The 19,290-nt window shown below is 62.6% G+C and carries 15 protein-coding genes and 2 tRNA genes; 8 read left to right on the top strand and 9 right to left on the bottom strand.

The genetic code is table 11. The features are described 5' to 3' along the window. Positions 1-118: 118 nt before the first annotated feature. From FHS03_RS20320 to FHS03_RS20305, 4 genes are all read right to left on the bottom strand, one after another. Entirely contained in the window at positions 119-565 is a 447-nt protein-coding gene (locus FHS03_RS20320; protein ID WP_183442765.1) for a hypothetical protein, read from the bottom strand. An 85-nt stretch (positions 566-650) separates the two neighbouring features. Continuing rightward, positions 651-1,796, bottom strand: a complete 1,146-nt coding sequence (locus tag FHS03_RS20315) for a sensor histidine kinase (RefSeq protein ID WP_183442764.1) — start codon at positions 1,794-1,796, stop codon at positions 651-653. 80 nt (positions 1,797-1,876) lie between these two features. Then, on the bottom strand, positions 1,877-3,586 hold the full coding sequence (locus tag FHS03_RS20310) for a chemotaxis protein CheB (protein WP_183442763.1): 1,710 nt from the start codon (positions 3,584-3,586) through the stop codon (positions 1,877-1,879). Next, a complete protein-coding gene (locus tag FHS03_RS20305; protein WP_183442762.1) occupies positions 3,583-6,777 on the bottom strand; it encodes an ATP-binding protein in 3,195 nt (1,064 codons plus the stop codon). The genes FHS03_RS20310 and FHS03_RS20305 overlap by 4 nt, the downstream gene beginning before the upstream one ends. Positions 6,778-7,174: 397 nt before the next feature. Between FHS03_RS20305 and FHS03_RS20300 the strand changes: the two genes are divergently transcribed. Then, complete coding sequence (locus tag FHS03_RS20300; protein WP_183442761.1) at positions 7,175-9,382, top strand: hybrid sensor histidine kinase/response regulator; 2,208 nt, start codon at positions 7,175-7,177, stop codon at positions 9,380-9,382. Then, a complete protein-coding gene (locus FHS03_RS20295; protein WP_183442760.1) occupies positions 9,366-9,845 on the top strand; it encodes a hypothetical protein in 480 nt (159 codons plus the stop codon). Before FHS03_RS20300 ends, FHS03_RS20295 begins: the two co-directional genes overlap by 17 nt. 114 nt (positions 9,846-9,959) lie before the next feature. Here the strand turns inward: FHS03_RS20295 and FHS03_RS20290 are convergent. From FHS03_RS20290 to FHS03_RS20275, 4 genes are all read right to left on the bottom strand, one after another. Beyond that, positions 9,960-10,035 (bottom strand) — tRNA-His (locus FHS03_RS20290). A gap of 128 nt (positions 10,036-10,163) precedes the next feature. Continuing rightward, a complete protein-coding gene (gene murI / locus FHS03_RS20285) occupies positions 10,164-11,006 on the bottom strand; it encodes a glutamate racemase (RefSeq protein ID WP_183442759.1) in 843 nt (280 codons plus the stop codon). Between the two features lie 7 nt (positions 11,007-11,013). Next, positions 11,014-12,540: a fumarate hydratase gene (locus FHS03_RS20280; RefSeq protein ID WP_183442758.1), complete on the bottom strand. Its 1,527-nt coding sequence runs from the start codon at positions 12,538-12,540 to the stop codon at positions 11,014-11,016. A 24-nt stretch (positions 12,541-12,564) separates the two neighbouring features. Next, positions 12,565-13,173, bottom strand: coding sequence for a YqhA family protein (locus tag FHS03_RS20275; RefSeq protein WP_176349585.1), 609 nt, complete (start codon positions 13,171-13,173; stop codon positions 12,565-12,567). A gap of 167 nt (positions 13,174-13,340) precedes the next feature. Between FHS03_RS20275 and FHS03_RS20270 the strand changes: the two genes are divergently transcribed. From FHS03_RS20270 to FHS03_RS20245, 6 genes are all read left to right on the top strand, one after another. Further along, the gene (locus FHS03_RS20270) at positions 13,341-14,492 is read left to right on the top strand and encodes an acyltransferase family protein (RefSeq protein ID WP_183442757.1); all 1,152 of its coding nucleotides are present in this window, start codon (positions 13,341-13,343) and stop codon (positions 14,490-14,492) included. A 123-nt stretch (positions 14,493-14,615) separates the two neighbouring features. Further along, positions 14,616-16,613 carry an acetate--CoA ligase gene (gene acs / locus FHS03_RS20265; RefSeq protein WP_183442756.1) on the top strand — a complete coding sequence of 666 codons (1,998 nt, stop codon included), beginning with the start codon at positions 14,616-14,618 and terminating at the stop codon, positions 16,611-16,613. 111 nt (positions 16,614-16,724) lie between these two features. Beyond that, a tRNA-Ser gene (locus tag FHS03_RS20260) sits at positions 16,725-16,815 on the top strand. A 459-nt stretch (positions 16,816-17,274) separates the two neighbouring features. Beyond that, on the top strand, positions 17,275-17,775 hold the full coding sequence (locus tag FHS03_RS20255) for a Panacea domain-containing protein (protein ID WP_183442755.1): 501 nt from the start codon (positions 17,275-17,277) through the stop codon (positions 17,773-17,775). Continuing rightward, positions 17,772-18,275 carry a hypothetical protein gene (locus FHS03_RS20250; protein WP_183442754.1) on the top strand — a complete coding sequence of 168 codons (504 nt, stop codon included), beginning with the start codon at positions 17,772-17,774 and terminating at the stop codon, positions 18,273-18,275. Before FHS03_RS20255 ends, FHS03_RS20250 begins: the two co-directional genes overlap by 4 nt. An 11-nt stretch (positions 18,276-18,286) precedes the next feature. After that, on the top strand, positions 18,287-18,643 hold the full coding sequence (locus FHS03_RS20245; RefSeq protein ID WP_183442753.1) for a hypothetical protein: 357 nt from the start codon (positions 18,287-18,289) through the stop codon (positions 18,641-18,643). 22 nt (positions 18,644-18,665) lie between these two features. On the opposite strand, the gene FHS03_RS20240 is transcribed toward FHS03_RS20245, so the two are convergent. Then, positions 18,666-19,052, bottom strand: a complete 387-nt coding sequence (locus FHS03_RS20240; protein WP_183442752.1) for a hypothetical protein — start codon at positions 19,050-19,052, stop codon at positions 18,666-18,668. Positions 19,053-19,290: the final 238 nt, after the last annotated feature.

Here is a 19,290-nt window from a genome sequence, read left to right as displayed (position 1 = left end):
CCCATGCAAGTGGCATCGTCAGGAGCATGATAGGTTGAGCCAGGGCGGGCGCCCATAGTCCCCTGGTCCGTCCGCGTGTAGGAATATTGCCCGTCGGATCAGCTACGCGATTGCCAGCTTATTTGCTGCGCCAGACCACGATGGCGCCTTCGGGCGCGGTGTCGAGCGCATTCGAGATGCTCAGCCATTCCTGCAGGCGTTCCGGCTGCCTCAGCGTGATGCCGACGCCATCGATATAGCCGACCTGCTCCAGCAGGCGCGCATCCATCTTCGCTTTCGACACGGTCGGCGCGCCCATCACCATGCGGTCATACGCCTTGCGCGCCTTGTGCTCCCATTTGTGCAGCGCGCTTTCATCGAAGCGGTTCGCTTCGAAATACACGGTCAGGGAACCATCGGGATTGCCGAAGCCGACAATGCCGGCGCCCTTGCGGATGGTGCTGGTGTTGGCCAGGTCGAAGTCGGCGGTCGGCACGAAGACGGCGGCGCGGCCATCGATGTCGGGACGGCCGACGGGCGTGTCCTTGCTATAGGTGCTGAGTTCGGAGGATTTGTTTTCGGACATGGGGCGCTGCCATCGCTAAAGGGAGGTGGGACCAGCGCTTATTGTAGCGGTATTTAAGTTCCTTTGGGCAACGTTGATTGTGTCTTTATGAAGACGGTGGCGCCACCAGCGGCAGCACGATGAGGAAGGCCCTGCCGCCGTCGGGCGTGGCGCGCGCTTCGATGCTGCCGCCGAGCAGGCCGGTCACCAGGTTGTAGCAGATATTCATGCCCAGACCGCTGCCGCCCTTGCCCAGGCGCGTGGTGAAAAAGGGATCGAAGACGTGGGCGCGCACTTCCTCGCTCATGCCGCAGCCATCGTCGCTGTAGTGCAGGCGCACATGATGGGGGCCTTCCAGGCTGGCCTGCAGGCGCATCTGGCCGTGGTCGCGGCCCTGGAAGCCGTGCAGCACCGAGTTGTTGATCAGGTTCGATACGATCTGATCCAGCGGCCCCGGATAGCTATCCATATGCAAGCCTTCAGGGATGGCCAGCTCGATCTGGTAGGGGCTTTTGCGCAAGCTGGTCTTCATCAGCGCGACCACGCCGCCGATGGTTTCGCGCAGGTCGAAGCTGCGCCGCTGCGAGCTGGTATGGTCCACCGCCACCTGCTTGAAATTGGCCACCAGGTCGGCGGCGCGGTGCAGGCCGCGCATCATCAGCTGCAGGGCGGTGTGGCAGTTGGACAGGTAGTCCGACAACTGCGAGCGTTTCAGCGCCGGTCCCTGCGCCAGCACTTTTTCGAAATCGCCGACCTGGTCTTCCAGCGCCGAGGCCACCGTCATGCAATTGCCGATCGGGGTATTCAACTCGTGCGCCACGGCGGCCACGATGGCGCCCAGGGCCGCCAGCTTTTCCGACTGCACCAGCTTGTCCTGCGCCAGGTGCAGGCGGTTGAGCGCTTCCTGCAGCTGGTTGTTGGCCGCCAGCAGGTCGCGCGTGCGCCGTTCCAGCGCCATCTCGCGCTCGTGCAGGTACTGGTACTGGCGCACGCGGTTCAGCAGCAGATTGTCGTCGAGCGGCTTGACCAGGTAGTCGACCGCGCCCAGCGCATAGCCGCGGCCGATGAACTCATCGCTCATGAACACGGCCGTGATGAAGACGATGGGGATATTGCGCGTGCGTTCCGTCATCTGCAGATGGCGCGCCGTCTCGAAGCCGTCCATGCCGGGCATATGCACGTCGAGCAGGATCAGGTGGCAATCCTGCTCCAGCGTCAGCAGCAGGGTGGCCTCGCCCGATTCGGCTTCCATCACCTCGCAGCCGCGCCAGCAGGGCGCGCAAGGTCAGACGGTTGGCGGGATTGTCGTCGACCACCAGCACATTGAAGCGTTCACTCATGGCATGCTCCTCCACGCCGATAAATATAGCTGCCGGCGCGCCACGGCACAAAGCCTTGCGCCAGCGCGGCCTGGTTCAGTCCATCCTGCGGCCCGAGCACCAGGAAACCATCCACATGCAGGGAACGCGCGAAACGCTGCAGCACCTGGCGCTGCAGCTCGGCGTCGAAATAGATCAGCACATTGCGGCATAGGATCAGCTGGAATTCGTTGAAGATGCCTTCGCCGGTCAGCGAATGGCGGTGGAACAGCAGGCGCAGGCGCAGACGCTCGGGCGCGCGCAGATAGCGGCCCCCGGCCGGCAGATAGCTGTCGAAATCGAGCTTGCCGCCGCTGGCGCGGTAATTGGCGCGGTTGGTATCCAGGGTGGCGGCCGGGAACAGGCCGGCCTTGGCCAGCTCCAGCAGATAGGGGCTGACCTCGGTGGCGAACAGGTGGCTGCGCTCCAGCAGGCCCAGTTCATCGAGCATGATGGCCAGCGAATACGCTTCCTCCCCGGTCGAGCAGCCGGCCGACCACAGCTTGATCATGGGGAAGCTGGCCAGATAGGGCAGGATCTCGTCGCGGATCTGGCGCAGCTGGGGCGGATGGCGGAAGAAGCTGGTCACGCCCACCGGCAGCTCGGCCGTCAGGCGCTCGAACAAGGCGGCGTCGGACAGCACGGCGCGCTGGTAGTGCGCAAAGCTGTGGAAGCCGCAATGCAGCATCAGGCTGCGGATGCGGCGCTGCAGGCTGTCGCGCTGGTAGTTGCGGAAGTCGTAGCCGCACTGGCTGGTGACCGCTTCCAGAAACAGGTCGAGCAGCTCGCCCTCGGGCGCGGCGGCGTCGCCGGCCAGGGCCGCCGCCGCGACGCTGGTGATGGCGCTCAGGTTCAGCACATAGTCGAAGTGGCCGGCGTCGCGCGCCGCGTCGGGCATGGCGCGCGCGCCTTCGCAGTCGGCGCCGTCCTCCACGATGACCAGGGCGCCGGCCCGGCGCAACGCGGCGCAGCCGGCCACGCCGTCGCGGCCAAAGCCGCACAGCAGCACCGCCAGCGCGCCGCCGCCGTATTCGGCCGCCAGCGATTCGAACAGCACGTCGATCGAGGGGCGGGTGAACTGCACCTTGCGGTCGCGCGTCAGGTACACCATGCCGTGCGCCACCTTCATATGGTGGCCGGGCGGGGCGATATACAGGGTGCCGGGCTGCACCGGCATCAGGTGCTGCGGCATCAGCACGCAGTAATCGGTGCGCGTCTTGAGCAACTGGTCGAGCAGGTTGACCTGGTGCTCGTCCACATGCTGCACCACGAAGACGGCGGCGTCGGCCAGCGGCAGCTTGCCGACGATGTGCAGGATCTTGTCCAGGCTTTGCGCCGAACCGGCCAGCACCACGGCGCTGCAGGGCGCGGTGGCATGGTGCTGGCTGCGGTGCGAAACCTGGCGCACCGGCAGGCCGAGGCGCATCAGGCTGTGCGCCAGCAGGGCGTGGTAGGCGACGATCTTCAGGCCGGCTTCGCGCTCCAGCAGCTCGGACAGGACGTCGATGACGTCGCGCGGCAAGGTGTCGGCATCGTAGAAACTCAGCTCGATGCCGCCGGCTTCGGGCGCGGCGCGCGCTTCGCCCAGGGCGGCGCGCAGCTCGGCGCTGGCGGCCGCGCTTTCCTGCCGGCCCAGCACCGCGATGCGGCACACGCCATCGTGCCGGTGCAGCGTGATGCTCATGCGCTCCTCCCGCCGCTCCACTTGAGCACCTTGGCCACCAGCACGTCGTAATCGACCGGCTTGGCCAGATAATCGTCGGCGCCGGCGGCCATGATTTCGGCCTGGTCGGCCGGCGCCGCCTTGACGCGGCAGGGGGAGCGGCTGAGCGCCTGCTCCAGCGCGCCGTCCGGCGCGGCGGCCAGCACCGGGCCGCGCTCCGGCCCCACCACGGCCGCCACTTCGGCCGCGCTGATGCCGCCGTTCTCCACCACCAGGATGCTATTGCCCTCGCTGCGTTCGAGCGCCGCCAGCAGGGACGCTTCGGCCTGGGCCAGGCGGTGGTCGTCGGCCGGCTTTTGCAGGAAGCCGATGGCGCCCTGCTGCAGGAAGGCGTCGTCGCGGTCGCTCGCCGACACGATGTGCACCGGGATGCGCGCCAGTTCGCGCCGGCTCTTGATCTCGTGCAGCACCTGGGCCCCGTCCATGTCCGGCAAGCCCAGGTCGAGCAGGATGCCGTGCGGCCGGTGGCGCCAGGCCAGGTCCAGGCCTTCCTCGCCGCTGTGGGCCAGCAGGGTCTTGTAGCCGAGGCGGCGGTTCATCGCCAGCAGCGACTGGCAGAAAGCGGGATCGTCGTCGATCAGCAGGATCACCGCGTCCTCGCTGTGGATGGTGTCGCGGTCGTCGGCCACGCTGGGCGCGGGCAGGGCCAGGTGGCCGTCGCCGGAGGGCGCCGGCGCCGCGGCGATGGTGGGCGCAGCCGTTGCCGTCTCGGGCCGCGTGCTGGGCAGGGTGTCCGGCAGCAGCACCGTGAATTCGCTGCCCTTGCCAGGCTCGCTTTGCAGCTCGATGGTCCCGCCCAGCATCTGGGCGAAGCGCAGGCTGATGGTCAGACCCAGGCCGGTGCCGCCGAATTCGCGCGAGGTCGAGCCGTCGGCCTGCTGGAAGGCTTCGAAGATCACATTGCGCTTGTCGGGCGCGATGCCGACGCCGCTATCGCGCACGCTGAGGAAGATGGGCAGGGCGTGGCCGGGACGGCGGCCCACGGTGACGTGGATGCTGCCTTCGCGCGTGAACTTGACGGCGTTCGACAGCAGATTGCGCAGGATCTGCGATAGCTTGTCCCAGTCGCTGATGAAGTCCGCTTCGAGCTGGTTGACCACGCTCAGGCTCAGGCCCTTGTCGCGCGCCAGGTGCTCGAACATGCTTTGCAGTTCGGTGCAGATGTCGGCGCCGCTGACCGGCCCCGCATGCAGCTCCATGCGCCCGGCCTCCACCTTGGATAGGTCGAGCACATCGTTGATCAGGCGCAGCAGCTCCTGGCCCGAGCGGTGGATCACCTGCGCCCATTTGGCCGATTCGCCATCGAGCTTGCCATCCTCCTCGCTCAGCATCATCTTCGACAGCAGGATGATGGAGTTGAGCGGCGTGCGCAGCTCGTGCGACATATTCGACAGGAACTCCGATTTGTACTGGCTGGACTGCTTGAGCTGCTGGGTCTTAGCTTCCTGCAGGCGGCGCGCCTCGATCAGCTGCTCGTTCTGCGACTGCATGCGCTGCTGCTCCTCCATCTGCGCATTGCTCTGCCGCAGTTCCTCGGCCTGCTGCTGCAATTGCTGCTGCTCTTCCATCTGCGAATTGGTTTGCTGCAGCTCCTCGGCCTGCTGCTGCAACTGTTGCTGCTGTTCTTCCATCTGCGCATTGGTGTCGCGCAGTTGCTCGCTCTGGATGCGCAGTTCCTTTTCCGACGATTCGCTGGCGCTCAGCAGCTTGCGGATATGCACGCGCTGCTCGGCCACGTACAGCAGCGAAGCGAGCATGCCGCTGACGCCGGCCAGGAACTCGGTCTTCTTGTCGTCGAAGCGGGTGAAGCTGGCCAGCTCGATCACGCCCACCAGGTCGACTTCGTGCAGCAGGGGATAGGTGTAGGTGTAGCGCGGCGTGGCGCTGCTGGTGCCGGTGGTGATGGGCGGCGTGTTCTCGTCGCTGGCGTCGAGGGTGAGGATGATGGGCTTGCGCTCGCGCGCGGCCTGGCCCACCGCGCCTTCACCGAGCGCGAAACGGGCGCCGATGTGATTGCGCTCGGTGTACATATAACTGCCCACCAGCTCCAGTTGCTGGCTCGCTTCCACATACAGGTAGAACACGCCGCGCCCCGCTTCCAGATAGTGGCCCATCATGCCGATGGCGGCGTCGGCCAACTGCTCGGTACTGAGGTCGCCGGTCAGGCTGGCGGTGAGCTGGCTATAGCCGTCCTTCAGCCAGTTGCGCCGCTCATCCTCGGCGCGGCTGGCGCGCAGCATGCGGATCATATCGTTGATGGCCTTGCCCAGGCGGTCCTGCTCCGAGGCCAGCGCCACCTCGTCCTCCAGGTTGCCGCGGCCGATGGCTTCGGCGCGCGAGGCCAGGCGTTCCATGGTCTGGCTCAGGAAGTGCACGCGCGCCATCATGCTGGCGCTGTCGCCCGGCTTGAGGTCGATGCGTTCGCTCACGTCGCCGCTGGCCAGGCGGCTGACGATGGCCGTCGCCGCCGCCGGCTCGCCGCCCAATTGGGCGATGATGGAGCGCGCCGTCAGGAAACCGAGGCCGCCGATGGCCGCCAGCATCAGGGCGCAGGCGCCCAGGGTCAGGTACAGGGCATCGCTCTTGGTTTCCACCGCCTTCGCCGTTTCGCGCGTGGCGACGGCAGCGTTGTAGGCGATATGGTCGGTGATCAGGCGCGAGATCTGGTCGGCCAGCGGCGCGGTGGCGTTCAGCAGTTCCTGCGCGCGCGCGATGCCGGTCTGGCCCTTGTGCGTTTCCTGCAGAATGGGATCGAGCATGCTGTCGTAGCGTGCCCAGACGATTTTTTCCTCGGACAGGAAAGTCTTGTCCTTGGCGTCGGCAAAACAGTCGCTGCCCAGGCAGCCATCCGTCTCGTATTTGGTGATGGCCGTGGCCACGCCTTGGCGGTAGTTGGCCACCTGCTTTTCCGCCTCGGCGCGCGCCACGTCGTCGCTGCTGTTGAGCTGGCGTTGCAAGTTGGTGCCCAGCAGCAGGAAGTTGCGGCGCAGGGTGTCGAGCGCGATCAGGCTGGGCACGGCGTTGACGTTGCCGAAGTTGGCGCCCTCGTAGACCTGCTCCATTTCATAGCGCCCGAGGGCGGTGAGCAGGGCCAGGCCCAGCAGCGCCGTCGCCGTCAGCAAAGCCATCTTGCTTGCAACCGACCTCATCATTGCGAACTCCCGGAAAAGTCTTACCGTGGATGAGGAGATTGTGCCTGCAAACATTCCGCTGCGCCCGCCTTAAGTTGCATCCACGATACTGACGCTTACAAACAAGCTACATCGGCCTGAGCTTCTGGCTTGACGGTTATTGTTTTCAAAATACAAACAGGTGATAACTTTCAGTAATTTGCTTGTAATTCACATATATTTTGATGATTGACAGGCCGGGCAGCAACTGAATATAGTATTAGCAATTACACCAATACTTGCCGGCCGGATAGTTTTGGCCACGCCTCCCCCGCTCTGATGTCGCCGCCCGCCCTGTGCCGGGCGGCAGGGCTTTGACAGTCCCGGGGCGGACTCCATAGCCGCGGAAACGCGCCAGGCCGGCCCTGACGACCGATTGATGAATAGCGAAGCTGAAAACTGCGAAACGAGGCCGGACTTCCTTGCTGGAGGAGGGGAGTGCGGCGCGCGTCTGCGCGGCCTGGATTGGGCCAATACCTCGCTCGGTCGTCCCGAGCACTGGCCGGCCAGCCTGAAAGCCGTGGTGCGCACGGTGCTCGGCTCGCGCTTCCCGATGTCGGTGTATTGGGGGCCGGAGCTGCTCACCTTCTACAACGACGCTTTCGCCTTCACGGCCGGCAGCAAGCATCCCGGCCATCTGGGGCGGCCGGCGCAGGAATGGTGGTCCGAAGTGTGGGACGAGATGTCCCTGATCTTCGACTTCGTCTTCACCGGCGAGACTTACTATGTGGAGAACGCGCGCTACGCCACCGAGCGCGGCCACCTGCTGACGGAAAGCTATTTCACTCATTGCCACAGCCCGATCTGGAGCGAGGGCGGGGAAGTGGAGGGCGTGCTGCTGGTGCTGACCGAAACCACGCGCCAGGTGCTGGCCGAACGCGCGCTTGTCGCCATGAACCGCAGCCAGGCCTTTCAGCTGGAGCTGGCCGACCGCATGCGCGCCATGGACGACGGCCACGCCATCACCCATGCCGCCACCGAAGCCCTGGGCGGCTATCTGCGCGCCGCGCGCGTCTTCTACGTCGAGATCGACGCCCATGCGCGCACCGGCCAGCTGGTGGCGCAATGGTCGGCGCCCGGCCAGGGCGCGATGCCGTACACGGCCCGCATCGACGACTACAGTCCGCGCCTGCTCGACATCCTGCGCAGCGGCCAGCCCTTTGTCGTCGCCGACGTGGAAAACGACCCGCGCACGGCGCCCCATGCCGCCGCCTACCGCGAGCTGGGCATCGGCGCCATCGTGGTTGCCCCGCTGCTGCGCGGCGGGCAGCTGAGCTGCTCCCTGCACATCGCCTGCGGCGGCCCGCGCGAATGGGACCGCGACGATGTCGCCACCGCGCTCGACACCGTACAGCGCACCTGGGAAGCGGTGGAGCGCTCGCGCGCCGAAGCGGCCCTGCGCCTGGAGCACGAAAACAGCCTGCGCGCCGAAGCCGCGCTGCGCGAAGCCGATGGCCGCAAGGACGAATTCCTCGCCATGCTGGCGCACGAGCTGCGCAATCCGCTGGCCCCGATCAGCACCGTGTCCGACCTGCTGCAGCGCTTCCACTGCGACGAAGCCATGGTCCGTCGCAGCGCCGAAGTGATTGGCCGCCAGGTGCGCCATATGGCCAGCCTGATCGACGATCTGCTGGACGTCTCGCGCGTGGCGCATGGCAAGGTGGCGATTGAAAAGGCGGTGCTCGATATGCGCGACGTCGTGGCCGACGCCGTCGAACAGCTGCGCCCCATGCTGGCCGAACGGCGCCACCGCTTCGAGCAGCAGTTGCCGGAGCAAGCCGTGTGGGTCGAGGGCGACCGCAAGCGCCTGGTGCAGGTGCTGGCCAACCTGCTCAACAATGCCGCCAAATACACCCCCGAGCAAGGCCTGGTCGAACTGTTGCTGACCACGCGCGGCGAAAACCTGACGCTGACCGTCAACGATAACGGCGTCGGCATGCCGCCCGAACTGCTGGGCCGCGCCTTCGAACTGTTCACCCAGGACGAGCGCACCCTGGACCGCTCGCAAGGCGGTTTGGGCCTCGGCTTGGCCCTGGCCAAGCGCTTGGTCGAAGCGCATGACGGCAGCATCGCCGCCCACAGCGACGGCATCGGCAAAGGCAGCAGCTTCATCGTGCGCCTGCCGCTGGCGCGCGCCGCCGCTCCCGACGCCCCTGGCGGCGGCCATGGTCCGGTGGCCGCCGCCCGTTCGCTCGACATTCTGCTGGTCGACGACAATGTGGATGCTAGCGACATCCTCGCCACCATGCTGCGCAAGGCCGGCCACAGCGTAAGAGTGGAACACGATCCCCAGGCCGCCCTGGTGCAAGCCCGCCTGCAACCGCCGCAAGTGTGCCTGCTCGACATCGGCCTGCCTGGCATGGACGGCAACGAAGTGGCGCGCCGCCTGCGCAAGCAGCCCGAAAATGCCCAGACCGTGCTGCTTGCCCTGACCGGCTACGGCCAGCAGCGCGACCGCGAAACCGCCTTCCGCGCCGGTTTCGACTACCACCTGGTCAAACCGGTCGACACGGCCCGCCTGACACTTTTGTTGCAGGAAATTGCGCAATTCGGCAACTGGCTAAGTGAGCATGCGGGAAATAATTGAACGGGCATTTGGCGGGTGGGTTCGGCCCAATGAAATGATTGACGTGCCGGCGCCTTTAAGCGGCGATCATGAAGACGCATTATCGTTTGCCAGGCGGGATTGGCGCGATATCACGCGAGAGGACTGGGAGAAGCATTCCGGCGCCATCACCGCGTTTTCGCCTGCCGCTTTCAGGTATTTTCTGGGAAGCGTCATGTGCTTATCCGCGCAACGTCCGGATCAGTGGTTCTGGCCGGCGGATACCGTACTGGGTATGCTGGACAGAAGTCCGCTACCCGAGTACTGGAGCGAGTTTTTTTCGGAGCGTTTTATGGGGTTCTCCGAAGCCGAATATGAGGCGCTGTCGGAGTGGATTCTGTTGCTGAGTAATTATCAATCCGAAGCGTGGAACGATGCCTGTGACAGAGCCTTCGATACCATTCAACTTCTGAAAGAGGAATCGAGGCGCAGACTCAAATCATAAGGTAATAAGGATGGCGGCCGCGTGTGGATAATTGAAATACGCGGCACCTGAGAGGAAAAACAAAAAAGGTTGCAAGCGAAACGCTGGCAACCTTTTTATTTACTGCGAATTCTTTGGGGTGGCTGATGGGGCTCGAACCCACGACAACAGGAATCACAATCCTGGACTCTACCAACTGAGCTACAGCCACCACTGAAACTTCTTCTGTCACATCGTTGCTGCGACAGAGGCCGAATTATACTAGCTGATTCGGGAACTGGCAAACCCTTGTGGGCGATTTTTTGCAAATTTCTGCACTTGCCTGTTTTTGCGGCAAATTCAGGCGATCTTGACGGCTTCGACTTCGGGATGCTGGCCGAGCAGCTTGTCGAAGGCTTCGGTCAGGCCGGCGCGCGCGGCGGTGGTGTAGCCGCGCAGGTGCGGGACGGTGCCGCCCGGGCGCAGCAGGCCGGCGCCTTCCAGCAGTCTTGCCAGCTGGCGGGCGACGGCATCGCCGGTGTCGATCACGGTCACCGGTCCCTTGGCGTGGGCGGCGACGAGGCGCTCGATGCCCGCCTGCACGAAGGGATAGTGGGTGCAGCCCAGCACCAGGGTGTCGGCGCCTTGTTCCAGCAGCGGCAGGACATAGCGTTCCAGCATGGCAGCCGTCTCCGGCCCTTCCAGGTCGCCCGTGTTGATGCGGTCGGCCAGGCCGATGCAAGGCTGCAGCAGGAATTGCGCCTTGCTGGCGCTGGAAATCTGGTCGCGCAATTGCAGGAACTTCTCGCCGCGCAGGGTGTTATCGGTGGCCATCACACCCACCGTGCCGTTGCGGGTGGTGGCGGCGCCGGGTTTCAGGCCCGGCTCCACACCCACGATCGGCATGCCCGGCCAAGCGGCGCGGATGGCTTTGATGGCGGCGACGGTGGCGGTATTGCAGGCCACCACCAGCGCCTTGGCCCCATGTCCGATCAGGAATTCGGCCACCGCCAGCGCGCGCTGCACCACCGCCGCTTCCGGCTTGTCGCCATAGGGCGCAAAGCCGATGTCGGCGAAGTAGAGCACATGCTCTTGCGGCAGCTGCTGCTGGATATGGCGCAGCACGGACAAGCCGCCCACGCCGGAATCGAAGACGCCGATGGGGGCGTCGGCTCCGGCGGGCAGGGTAGGGGCTTTGCTCATCGCTTCCTTAGGCTGGAACGGCTGCTTTCAGCGATTCGATCTTCACTGCCCACTCTTTCGGGCCGGTGTTGTGCACCGAGGTGCCGGTGGAATCGACGGCCACGGTTACGGGCATGTCGACCACGTCGAATTCGTAGATCGCTTCCATGCCCAGGTCTGCGAAGCCGACTACCTTGGCGTGCTTGATCGCTTTCGATACCAGGTAAGCCGCGCCGCCCACCGCCATCAGGTAGGCCGATTTGTGCTTCTGGATCGATTCGATTGCGGTCGGGCCGCGTTCGGCCTTGCCCACCATCGAGATCAGGCCGGTCTTCTCCAGCATCATATCGGTGAACTTGTCCATGCGGGTGGCGGTGGTAGGACCGGCCGGGCCGACCACTTCGTCGCGCACCGGATCGACCGGGCCGACGTAGTAGATGACGCGGTTGGTGAAGTCCACCGGCAGTTGCTCGCCCTTGGCCAGCATGTCTTGGATGCGCTTGTGCGCGGCGTCGCGGCCGGTCAGCATTTTGCCGTTCAGGAGCAGGGTCTGGCCCGGCTTCCACGATGCGACTTCTTCCTTGGTCAGGGTGTTCAGGTCGACGCGTTTGGACTTCTCGGTGTCCGGCGCCCAGCTCACGTCAGGCCAGGTGGAGATCGCCGGCGGTTCGATATAGGCCGGGCCGGAGCCGTCCAGCACGAAGTGGGCGTGGCGGGTGGCGGCGCAGTTCGGGATCATGGCCACCGGCTTGGAGGCCGCGTGGGTCGGGTACATATTGATCTTCACGTCCAGCACCGTGGTCAGACCGCCCAGGCCTTGGGCGCCGATGCCCAGGGCGTTGATCTTGTCGCACAGTTCGATGCGCAGCTCTTCCAGCTTGTTTTGCGGGCCGCGCTTTTTCAGCTCGTACATATCGATGTCTTCCATCAGCGACTCTTTGGCCAGCAGCATGGCTTTCTCGGCGCTGCCGCCGATGCCGATGCCCAGCATGCCCGGTGGGCACCAGCCGGCGCCCATCAGCGGCACGGTCTTCAGCACCCAGTCCACCAGCGAGTCGGATGGATTCAGCATCACGAACTTGGTCTTGTTCTCGGAGCCGCCGCCTTTGGCCGCCACGGCCACGTCGACGGTATTGCCTTCCACCAGCTCCATATGCACCACGGCCGGGGTGTTGTCCTTGGTGTTCTTGCGCTCGAAGTGCGGGTCGGCCACGATCGAGGCGCGCAGCTTGTTGTCGGCGAAGTTGTAGGCGCGGCGCACGCCTTCGTTGACGGCGTCGGTCACGCTGCCGGTGAAGCCTTCAAAGCGCACGCCCATGCCGATCTTCAGGAAGACGTTGACCATGCCGGTGTCCTGGCAGATCGGACGCTTGCCTTCCGCGCACATGCGCGAGTTGGTCAGGATCTGCGCGATCGCGTCCTTGGCGGCCGGGCTTTGCTCGGCCTCGTAGGCGCGCGCCAGATGCTGGATGTAGTCGGCCGGGTGGTAGTAGCTGATGTACTGCAGGGCGGCGGCAACGGATTCGATCAGGTCGTCTTGCTTTATGATGGTCATGATGTTCTCGCTTACGAAGGCGGATTAATGGTGCTTTGATTCGTTGTGAGTGCTCGTCATCAGGCGGTCGGTATAGGCGATGGCCAGGGCCGACAGCAGGAAGACGACGTGGATAACGGTTTGCGCGATCAGTATCTTGGGCTCGTAAGCCTGCGCATTGATGAAAGTCTTCAGTAGATGGATCGAGGAAATGCCGATGATGGCCATGGCCAGTTTGGTCTTGAGGACCGAGGCATTCACATGCGACAGCCACTCCGGCTGATCCGGGTGGCCTTCCAGGTGCATGCGCGAGACGAAGGTTTCGTAGCCGCCCACAATCACCATGATCAGCAGATTGGAAATCATGACCACGTCGATCAGGCCCAGCACGACCAGCATGATGGTCGATTCATTGAGCTTGGTCGGCATGGCGGCGCCAGGCACGGCGACGGCCTGGAAGATGTGCTGCAGCGAGGCTTCGTTGCCGAGCGCGGCGCCAATCAGGTCTTTCAGTTCGACCCAGAAATGGAAGACATAGACGCACTGCGCCAGGATCAGGCCCAGGTACAGCGGCAGCTGCAGCCAGCGGGACATGAAGATAAAGGCGGGAATCGGGCTCAGTTTCTGGCCGTTCGGGCGGTAGGGATCGGTCATCTGTAAGTAGTCTCCGGGAAGCGGTGCAATAAAAACAGCCGACATTTTACACGCGTGCAAGCTCGGCAGCACCGCCGCCATGCGGGAAATCGCGTTGCTGCACCGCAATTCATGCTTGAACCACATGCTAAAATCCGCCGTTTAAGATGTTGGGTTATTGCTAATTCATGCAGAATCGAAAAGATCAGCTGGACTGGATCCAGGCCTTGCGCGGCATCGCCGTGCTGCTGGTGGTGTTGACGCATACGCGTCTGTATTTCATGGGCATGCCGCAATGGCCGCAGGTGAACGATTTGCTGATGTCGGGCGCCATCGGCGTCGACCTGTTCTTCATCATCAGCGGCTTCATCATGGTCCACACCACGGCCGGCCAGACAGGGCCGAAGGCGGCGCTGCTGTTCGGCATCAAGCGCTTCGTGCGGATCTGGCCGCCTTATGCCGTTGTGCTGCTGTGCTGGCTCGGGCTGGCGATGGGCGGCATGTCGTTTTTCCGGCAGCCGGGCAGTACCGGCGTTTTCCTGAAGTCGCTGGCCTTGCTGCCGGTTGACCTGGGGCATCCGCCGTTTTTTGGCCTGCTCTTCCCGCTGGCCTGGACTTTGATGTTTGAAATGTATTTCTATCTGGTGTTCGGCCTGAGCATGCTGCTGGGACGTTGGCGCTGGCTGGGCCTGGCCGCCTGGATGGGCTCGACGCTGGTGCTGTTGCCGCGCCTGCATGGCATGGCGGGCTTTGAGGTGATGGTGCCCAATCCTTATCCCGGCTATCTGAACCTGATGGTCAATCCCATCATTTACGAATTCCTGTTCGGCGTGCTGATCGGTTTGCTGTACCGCCAGCCCTGGGCGCGCATTCCGCACACCACGCTGACCTGGCAGTTGCTGCTGGTATCGACCGGTTACGCCCTGTGGTATCCCTTCTCGCACCCGGGCATTCTGCACGGCCCTTTGCAGTGGGGCGGGGCGCTGGCCCCGATGGTACTGGTCATGGCCCTGGCCAGCAAGACCGTGGCGTTCAATCCGCCGCGCTGGCTGGTTTGGACCGGCACTGTCTCGTATTCCATGTACCTGACCCATTACTTAGGCCAACTCGCACTGACGCGCTGGGGGCAGGCGAACAGCATCGATACCCACACCTGGGCGCAAGTTTTCCTGACCGTGCTGTGTGCCTTCCCGCTGGCGTGGCTGGCCCACCTTTGCCTGGAACGCGGTCTGGGCGAATGGACGCGGCGCGCGCTGATGCGCCTGTTCGCGCGCTGGCTGTCGGCGCCTGATACAGGCGTCCGCACTACGCCGGACGGAAATGCGGTTAGAATTGCCTAAATGACCAAGTTGCAAAAAAGCGCAAGAGAGCAAGCGGCCGGTAAAAAGAAGCCTGTAAGGACTTAGTAAGCGATCGGGTCTAACGTTGTTGGCAAACTAATTACCTCTTGGATGGAGACAAGCATGACCGCTACACCGCAAGGCACCGAGCAGCAAGGCCCAATGGAATCCCGTATTTTCGCACCGCCCGCTGCCTTTACCGACAAAGCCGCCATTTCCGGCATGGCCGCCTACCAGGCGCTGTGCGACGAAGCCGCGCGCGACTACGAAGGCTTCTGGGCCCGTCTGGCGCGCGAAAATGTCGAATGGAAGCAGCCCTTTACGCGCACCTTGAACGAAGACAATGCGCCGTTCTACAAATGGTTTGAAGACGGCAAGCTCAACGTGTCCTACAACTGCCTGGACCGCAATCTGAGCAACGGCAACGCCGAGAAGACCGCCATCATATTCGAAGCCGACGACGGCCAGGTCACCAAAGTCAGCTATAAAGAGCTGCATGAGAAAGTCAGCAAATTCGCCAACGGCCTGAAATCGCTCGGCATCAAGAAGGGCGACCGCGTCGTCATCTATATGTCGATGTCGGTGGAAGGCGTGGCCGCCATGCAGGCCTGCGCCCGCATCGGCGCCACCCACTCCGTGGTGTTCGGCGGCTTCTCCGCCAAGTCGCTGCAGGAGCGTATCATCGACGCCGGCGCCGTGGCCGTGATCACCGGTGACGAGCAACTACGCGGCGGCAAACAGCTGCCGCTCAAAGCCATCGTCGACGAAGCGCTGGCCATGGGCGGCTGCGACTCCATTAAAAACGTCATCGTCTACAAACGCACTGGCGGCAACGTCGGGATCACGGCAGGTCGCGACATCTGGCTACACGACCTGGTGGCGAACCAGTCCGCCGAATGCGAACCGGAATGGGTCGACGCCGAACATCCGCTGTTCATCCTCTACACCTCCGGCTCCACCGGCACCCCGAAAGGCGTGCAGCATTCGAGCGGCGGCTACCTGCTGTGGGCCGCGCTGACGATGAAATGGACCTTCGACATCAAGCCGAGCGACGTCTACTGGTGCACCGCCGACATCGGCTGGGTCACCGGCCACACCTATATCGCCTATGGCCCGACCGCCGTGGGCGCCACCCAGGTCATCTTCGAAGGCGTGCCGACCTACCCGAACGCCGGCCGCTTCTGGGAAACCATCGCCAAGCACAAGGTCAGCATCTTCTACACCGCGCCGACCGCGATCCGCTCGCTGATCAAGGCGGCCGACGTCGATCCGAAAGTGCATCCGAAGAACTACGACCTGAACTCCCTGCGCCTGCTGGGCACGGTGGGCGAGCCGATCAATCCCGAAGCGTGGATGTGGTACTACCGCAATGTAGGCCAGGAAAAATGCCCGATCGTCGACACCTTCTGGCAAACCGAAACCGGCGGCCACATGATCAGCCCGCTGCCCGGCGCCACGCCGATGGTGCCCGGCTCCTGCACCCTGCCGCTGCCCGGCATCATGACCGCCATCGTCGATGAATCCGGCGCCGACGTGCCGAACGGCCAGGGCGGCATCCTGGTGGTCAAGCGCCCATGGCCCTCGATGATCCGCACCATCTGGGGCAATCCCGAGCGCTTCAAGACCAGCTACTTCCCTGACGAGCTGGGCGGCCGCATGTACCTGGCCGGCGATGGCGCCATCCGCAACAAGGACACCGCCTACTTCACCATCACCGGCCGCATCGACGACGTGCTGAACGTGTCCGGCCACCGCATGGGCACGATGGAAATCGAAAGCGCCCTGGTGGCCAACCCGCTGGTGGCCGAAGCGGCCGTAGTCGGCAAGCCCGACGACACCACGGGCGAATCGATCTGCGCCTTCGTGGTCTTGAAGCAAGCGCGTCCGACCGGCGAAGAAGCCAAGAAGCTGGCGCTGGAGCTGCGCAACTGGGTCGGCAAGGAGATCGGCCCGATCGCCAAGCCGAAAGAAATCCGCTTCGGCGACAACCTGCCCAAGACCCGCTCCGGCAAGATCATGCGCCGCCTGCTGCGCGTGCTGGCCAAAGGCGAGGTCATCACGCAGGACGTCTCCACGCTGGAAAATCCGGCGATTCTGGAGCAGCTCAAAGAGACTGCATAAGGCAGGGAGGGGCGTGCCGAAGCAGGTATGACCCCTTTCTGGAAAAAAACTTTGCACTCTGCGGTATCCTTGCTATAATCTGCGCCTCTCGCAAGTACTGTGAGAGATGCAGGAGAGATGGATGAGTGGTTGAAGTCGCACGCCTGGAAAGCGTGTATAGGTTCATAGCCTATCGGGGGTTCGAATCCCCCTCTCTCCGCCAAGGACACAAAAAACGAAGCCGCCCATTGGGCGGCTTTTGTTTTTTGTGCCCTTGACGGAGAGAAGCATGTAACCTTCGACGAGCGTTCCGCAGGCGCAGGGCATTGCCCTGCGAATTCCCTGCTCCACCCCCCTGCGCGGGGGATTCGAAAGCGATCCGCCTAGCGGCGGTCGCGCGGTCGCGGGACGCGACCGAATCGCCCATTTGCTGCCCGCTGCGCGCGCAGCGCCGTGTGCCGAGGGCGCGCGTTGTATCTCTGATCAAGTTTTTCCTCAAATAAGCCGCCCTGTGTCCGAATAGTAGAAAATGGTATTCGGTTAGATTGTCCTGAAGCGCGTGCGGGCCTTGGCGGAGCCGAGTCTTGCACTCCAAACACTCTTGAAAAATAAGCAAAAATATCCAAGAATGAAGAGGGAAGCATCGAAATCAGCTATAGTTCGCGTACGGGAAAACGCGTAAATGAGATCAACTCCAGTCGTCAACCACCTTCTACGGCTAGGCTTTCGAGAGAAGGCCGACGATCTCACGCCCCTAAAAATCCAAAAGCTGCTTTATTTTCTCCATGGCTGGTACTTGGCCGTGACAGGCAAACCGCTGATCGAAGAGGGCTTTGAGAAATGGCAGTATGGTCCTGTGGCACGCGGAGTTTATGACGCACTGAAGCGCTACGGCTCCAATCCAGTTGACGACTATATCAAAGACTTCGATTGGGAAACTGGCGAAGAAACCGCTCACTTCATCAATCCCGAAACCGTTCCGCAGTTTTCAGATGTGCTCGAGGCCGTATGGAAAAAATACAGCCCACTGACGGGCGCGCAACTTTCCACGCTGACGCATCTGGAACAGACCCCGTGGTCCCTGACCGAGATGCGCGAGCGGATTGACGATGAACTCATCAGGAAATACTTTGTAGATCAGGCGAACGCCAAGCGCAATGCCAGTGCTGAAACGCCCACATGACCACGCCCTCAGCAAACTTAACAACAGAACAGACAGCAGGCGTTTCTCCTGCAAATTTCGGCGTATCGCCAGAAGTGAACCCTGGGCAGATCGCCCCAGAACGCACGGAGATCACTGAGGACAAGCTCTCAAAGCTGGAAGGCAGTTCGCCGGAAACGCGCGCGCAGCGCCTGGCCAATGATCTGGTCGAGCAGCGACATCGGCTCCAGCGTGAAATTTTCAGTGTTGCCATCGTTGCGATCTGCGTGTTCTATCTTGTGTTCCTGCTCATGGTGGTCCATTTGGTATGCGGTGGAACCATCCTGACCAGAGAGTTTCCGGTAACGGCAACCGTGCTGGTTGGCATGCTTGGGTCGATACCTACAATTCTTTCCGCTTGTCTCCTGTTTGGACTGTTCAGATCGAACGAGCCCAAAGACCAGGATGAAAAATCTGACTGGAACCCCTTGCTTAAAGGCTTGATGGAGATCGCAAGATTCATCAAGCCGCCAAGTCATTAATGGGCATAGATATGGCTTCACTACGAGTCGGCTTAACCCTCTTGCTGCTTGCACTTGCTGGCCTCGCAGGCGCAAGCAGCAACCCGCAAACCTATGCGCTTTCATGGTCAGGCAAAGGAGAGGTGCTGAGCTATCGTTCCTGCGGCTGTGCCGATGGATGCTGGGTCGCTGAGCTACGCAAACGCAAGACTAAACGGCTAAAAGCAAGCCTGCGCTGCGATTGCGAAAACCTGCTGTACACCTATCCCGCGAAGTCCGCCGAAAGAGCCATGGGGAAATCCTGCTCGGCCATCAATGACAGTCCCGGCAAGCAGGAAGCGATTTCAGAGACAATGAAGCATATCGTGCAAGAAGGTGGCATCAAATGACATGCTGCTGAAAGCTGCTGCGCTAATCGCCTGCGACAAAATACGTCATTCGCCATCCGTGTTCCGTTTTTTCGAAACCCGCTCGATAGTCATAGCCGGCGTTTGGTGGGCACTGTATATTTTCTTCGTTACTCGCGAAGGCGCATCGGTGGCCAGTGATCCGAAATAGTTCCTTCATTACCCTTGGATCGCGCCTCCAGGCGTCGATGGCCTGATCGGCATCGCCATCTCCGCCAAAGCTCCACGTGAATTCTGGGACCATCAGCTTTCTAAGCGTTGAAAAGTCTTTTCTCTTGGCTGCTGCGCGCACCTTCTGAATGATCAGGTGCGCTTCCGCTGGTATGGGTTTTTTCGCCAGAATATTGTCAGCAGCCATGCCAAGCGTGAAAGCGATAGTCAGAATTGGCATTTCTCATCCTTTGCAGAAGCCTAATTGAACTGGAAATGAAAGTGATTGTCGTGTTTCTGACGCGGCGTCACGCCGGTGATTTTGGTGTCATTGAAGAAAATCCGAATCGGCCCAACCGCGTTCGCCCGGAATAGTTCGATCAGCTTGCCGTGGTCTAATTTGCCCGGACACCTCAATAGGTGGAAAATCCACTATCTGAGGAGTTAAAGCATGACGACAAGAAAACGTAAAACATTTG

It is taken from the genome of Pseudoduganella violacea, from assembly GCF_014191875.1.
GTDB classification, from domain to species: Bacteria; Pseudomonadota; Gammaproteobacteria; order Burkholderiales; family Burkholderiaceae_D; genus Rugamonas; species Rugamonas violacea_A.
This window is presented reverse-complemented; position numbering and strand designations above follow the sequence as displayed.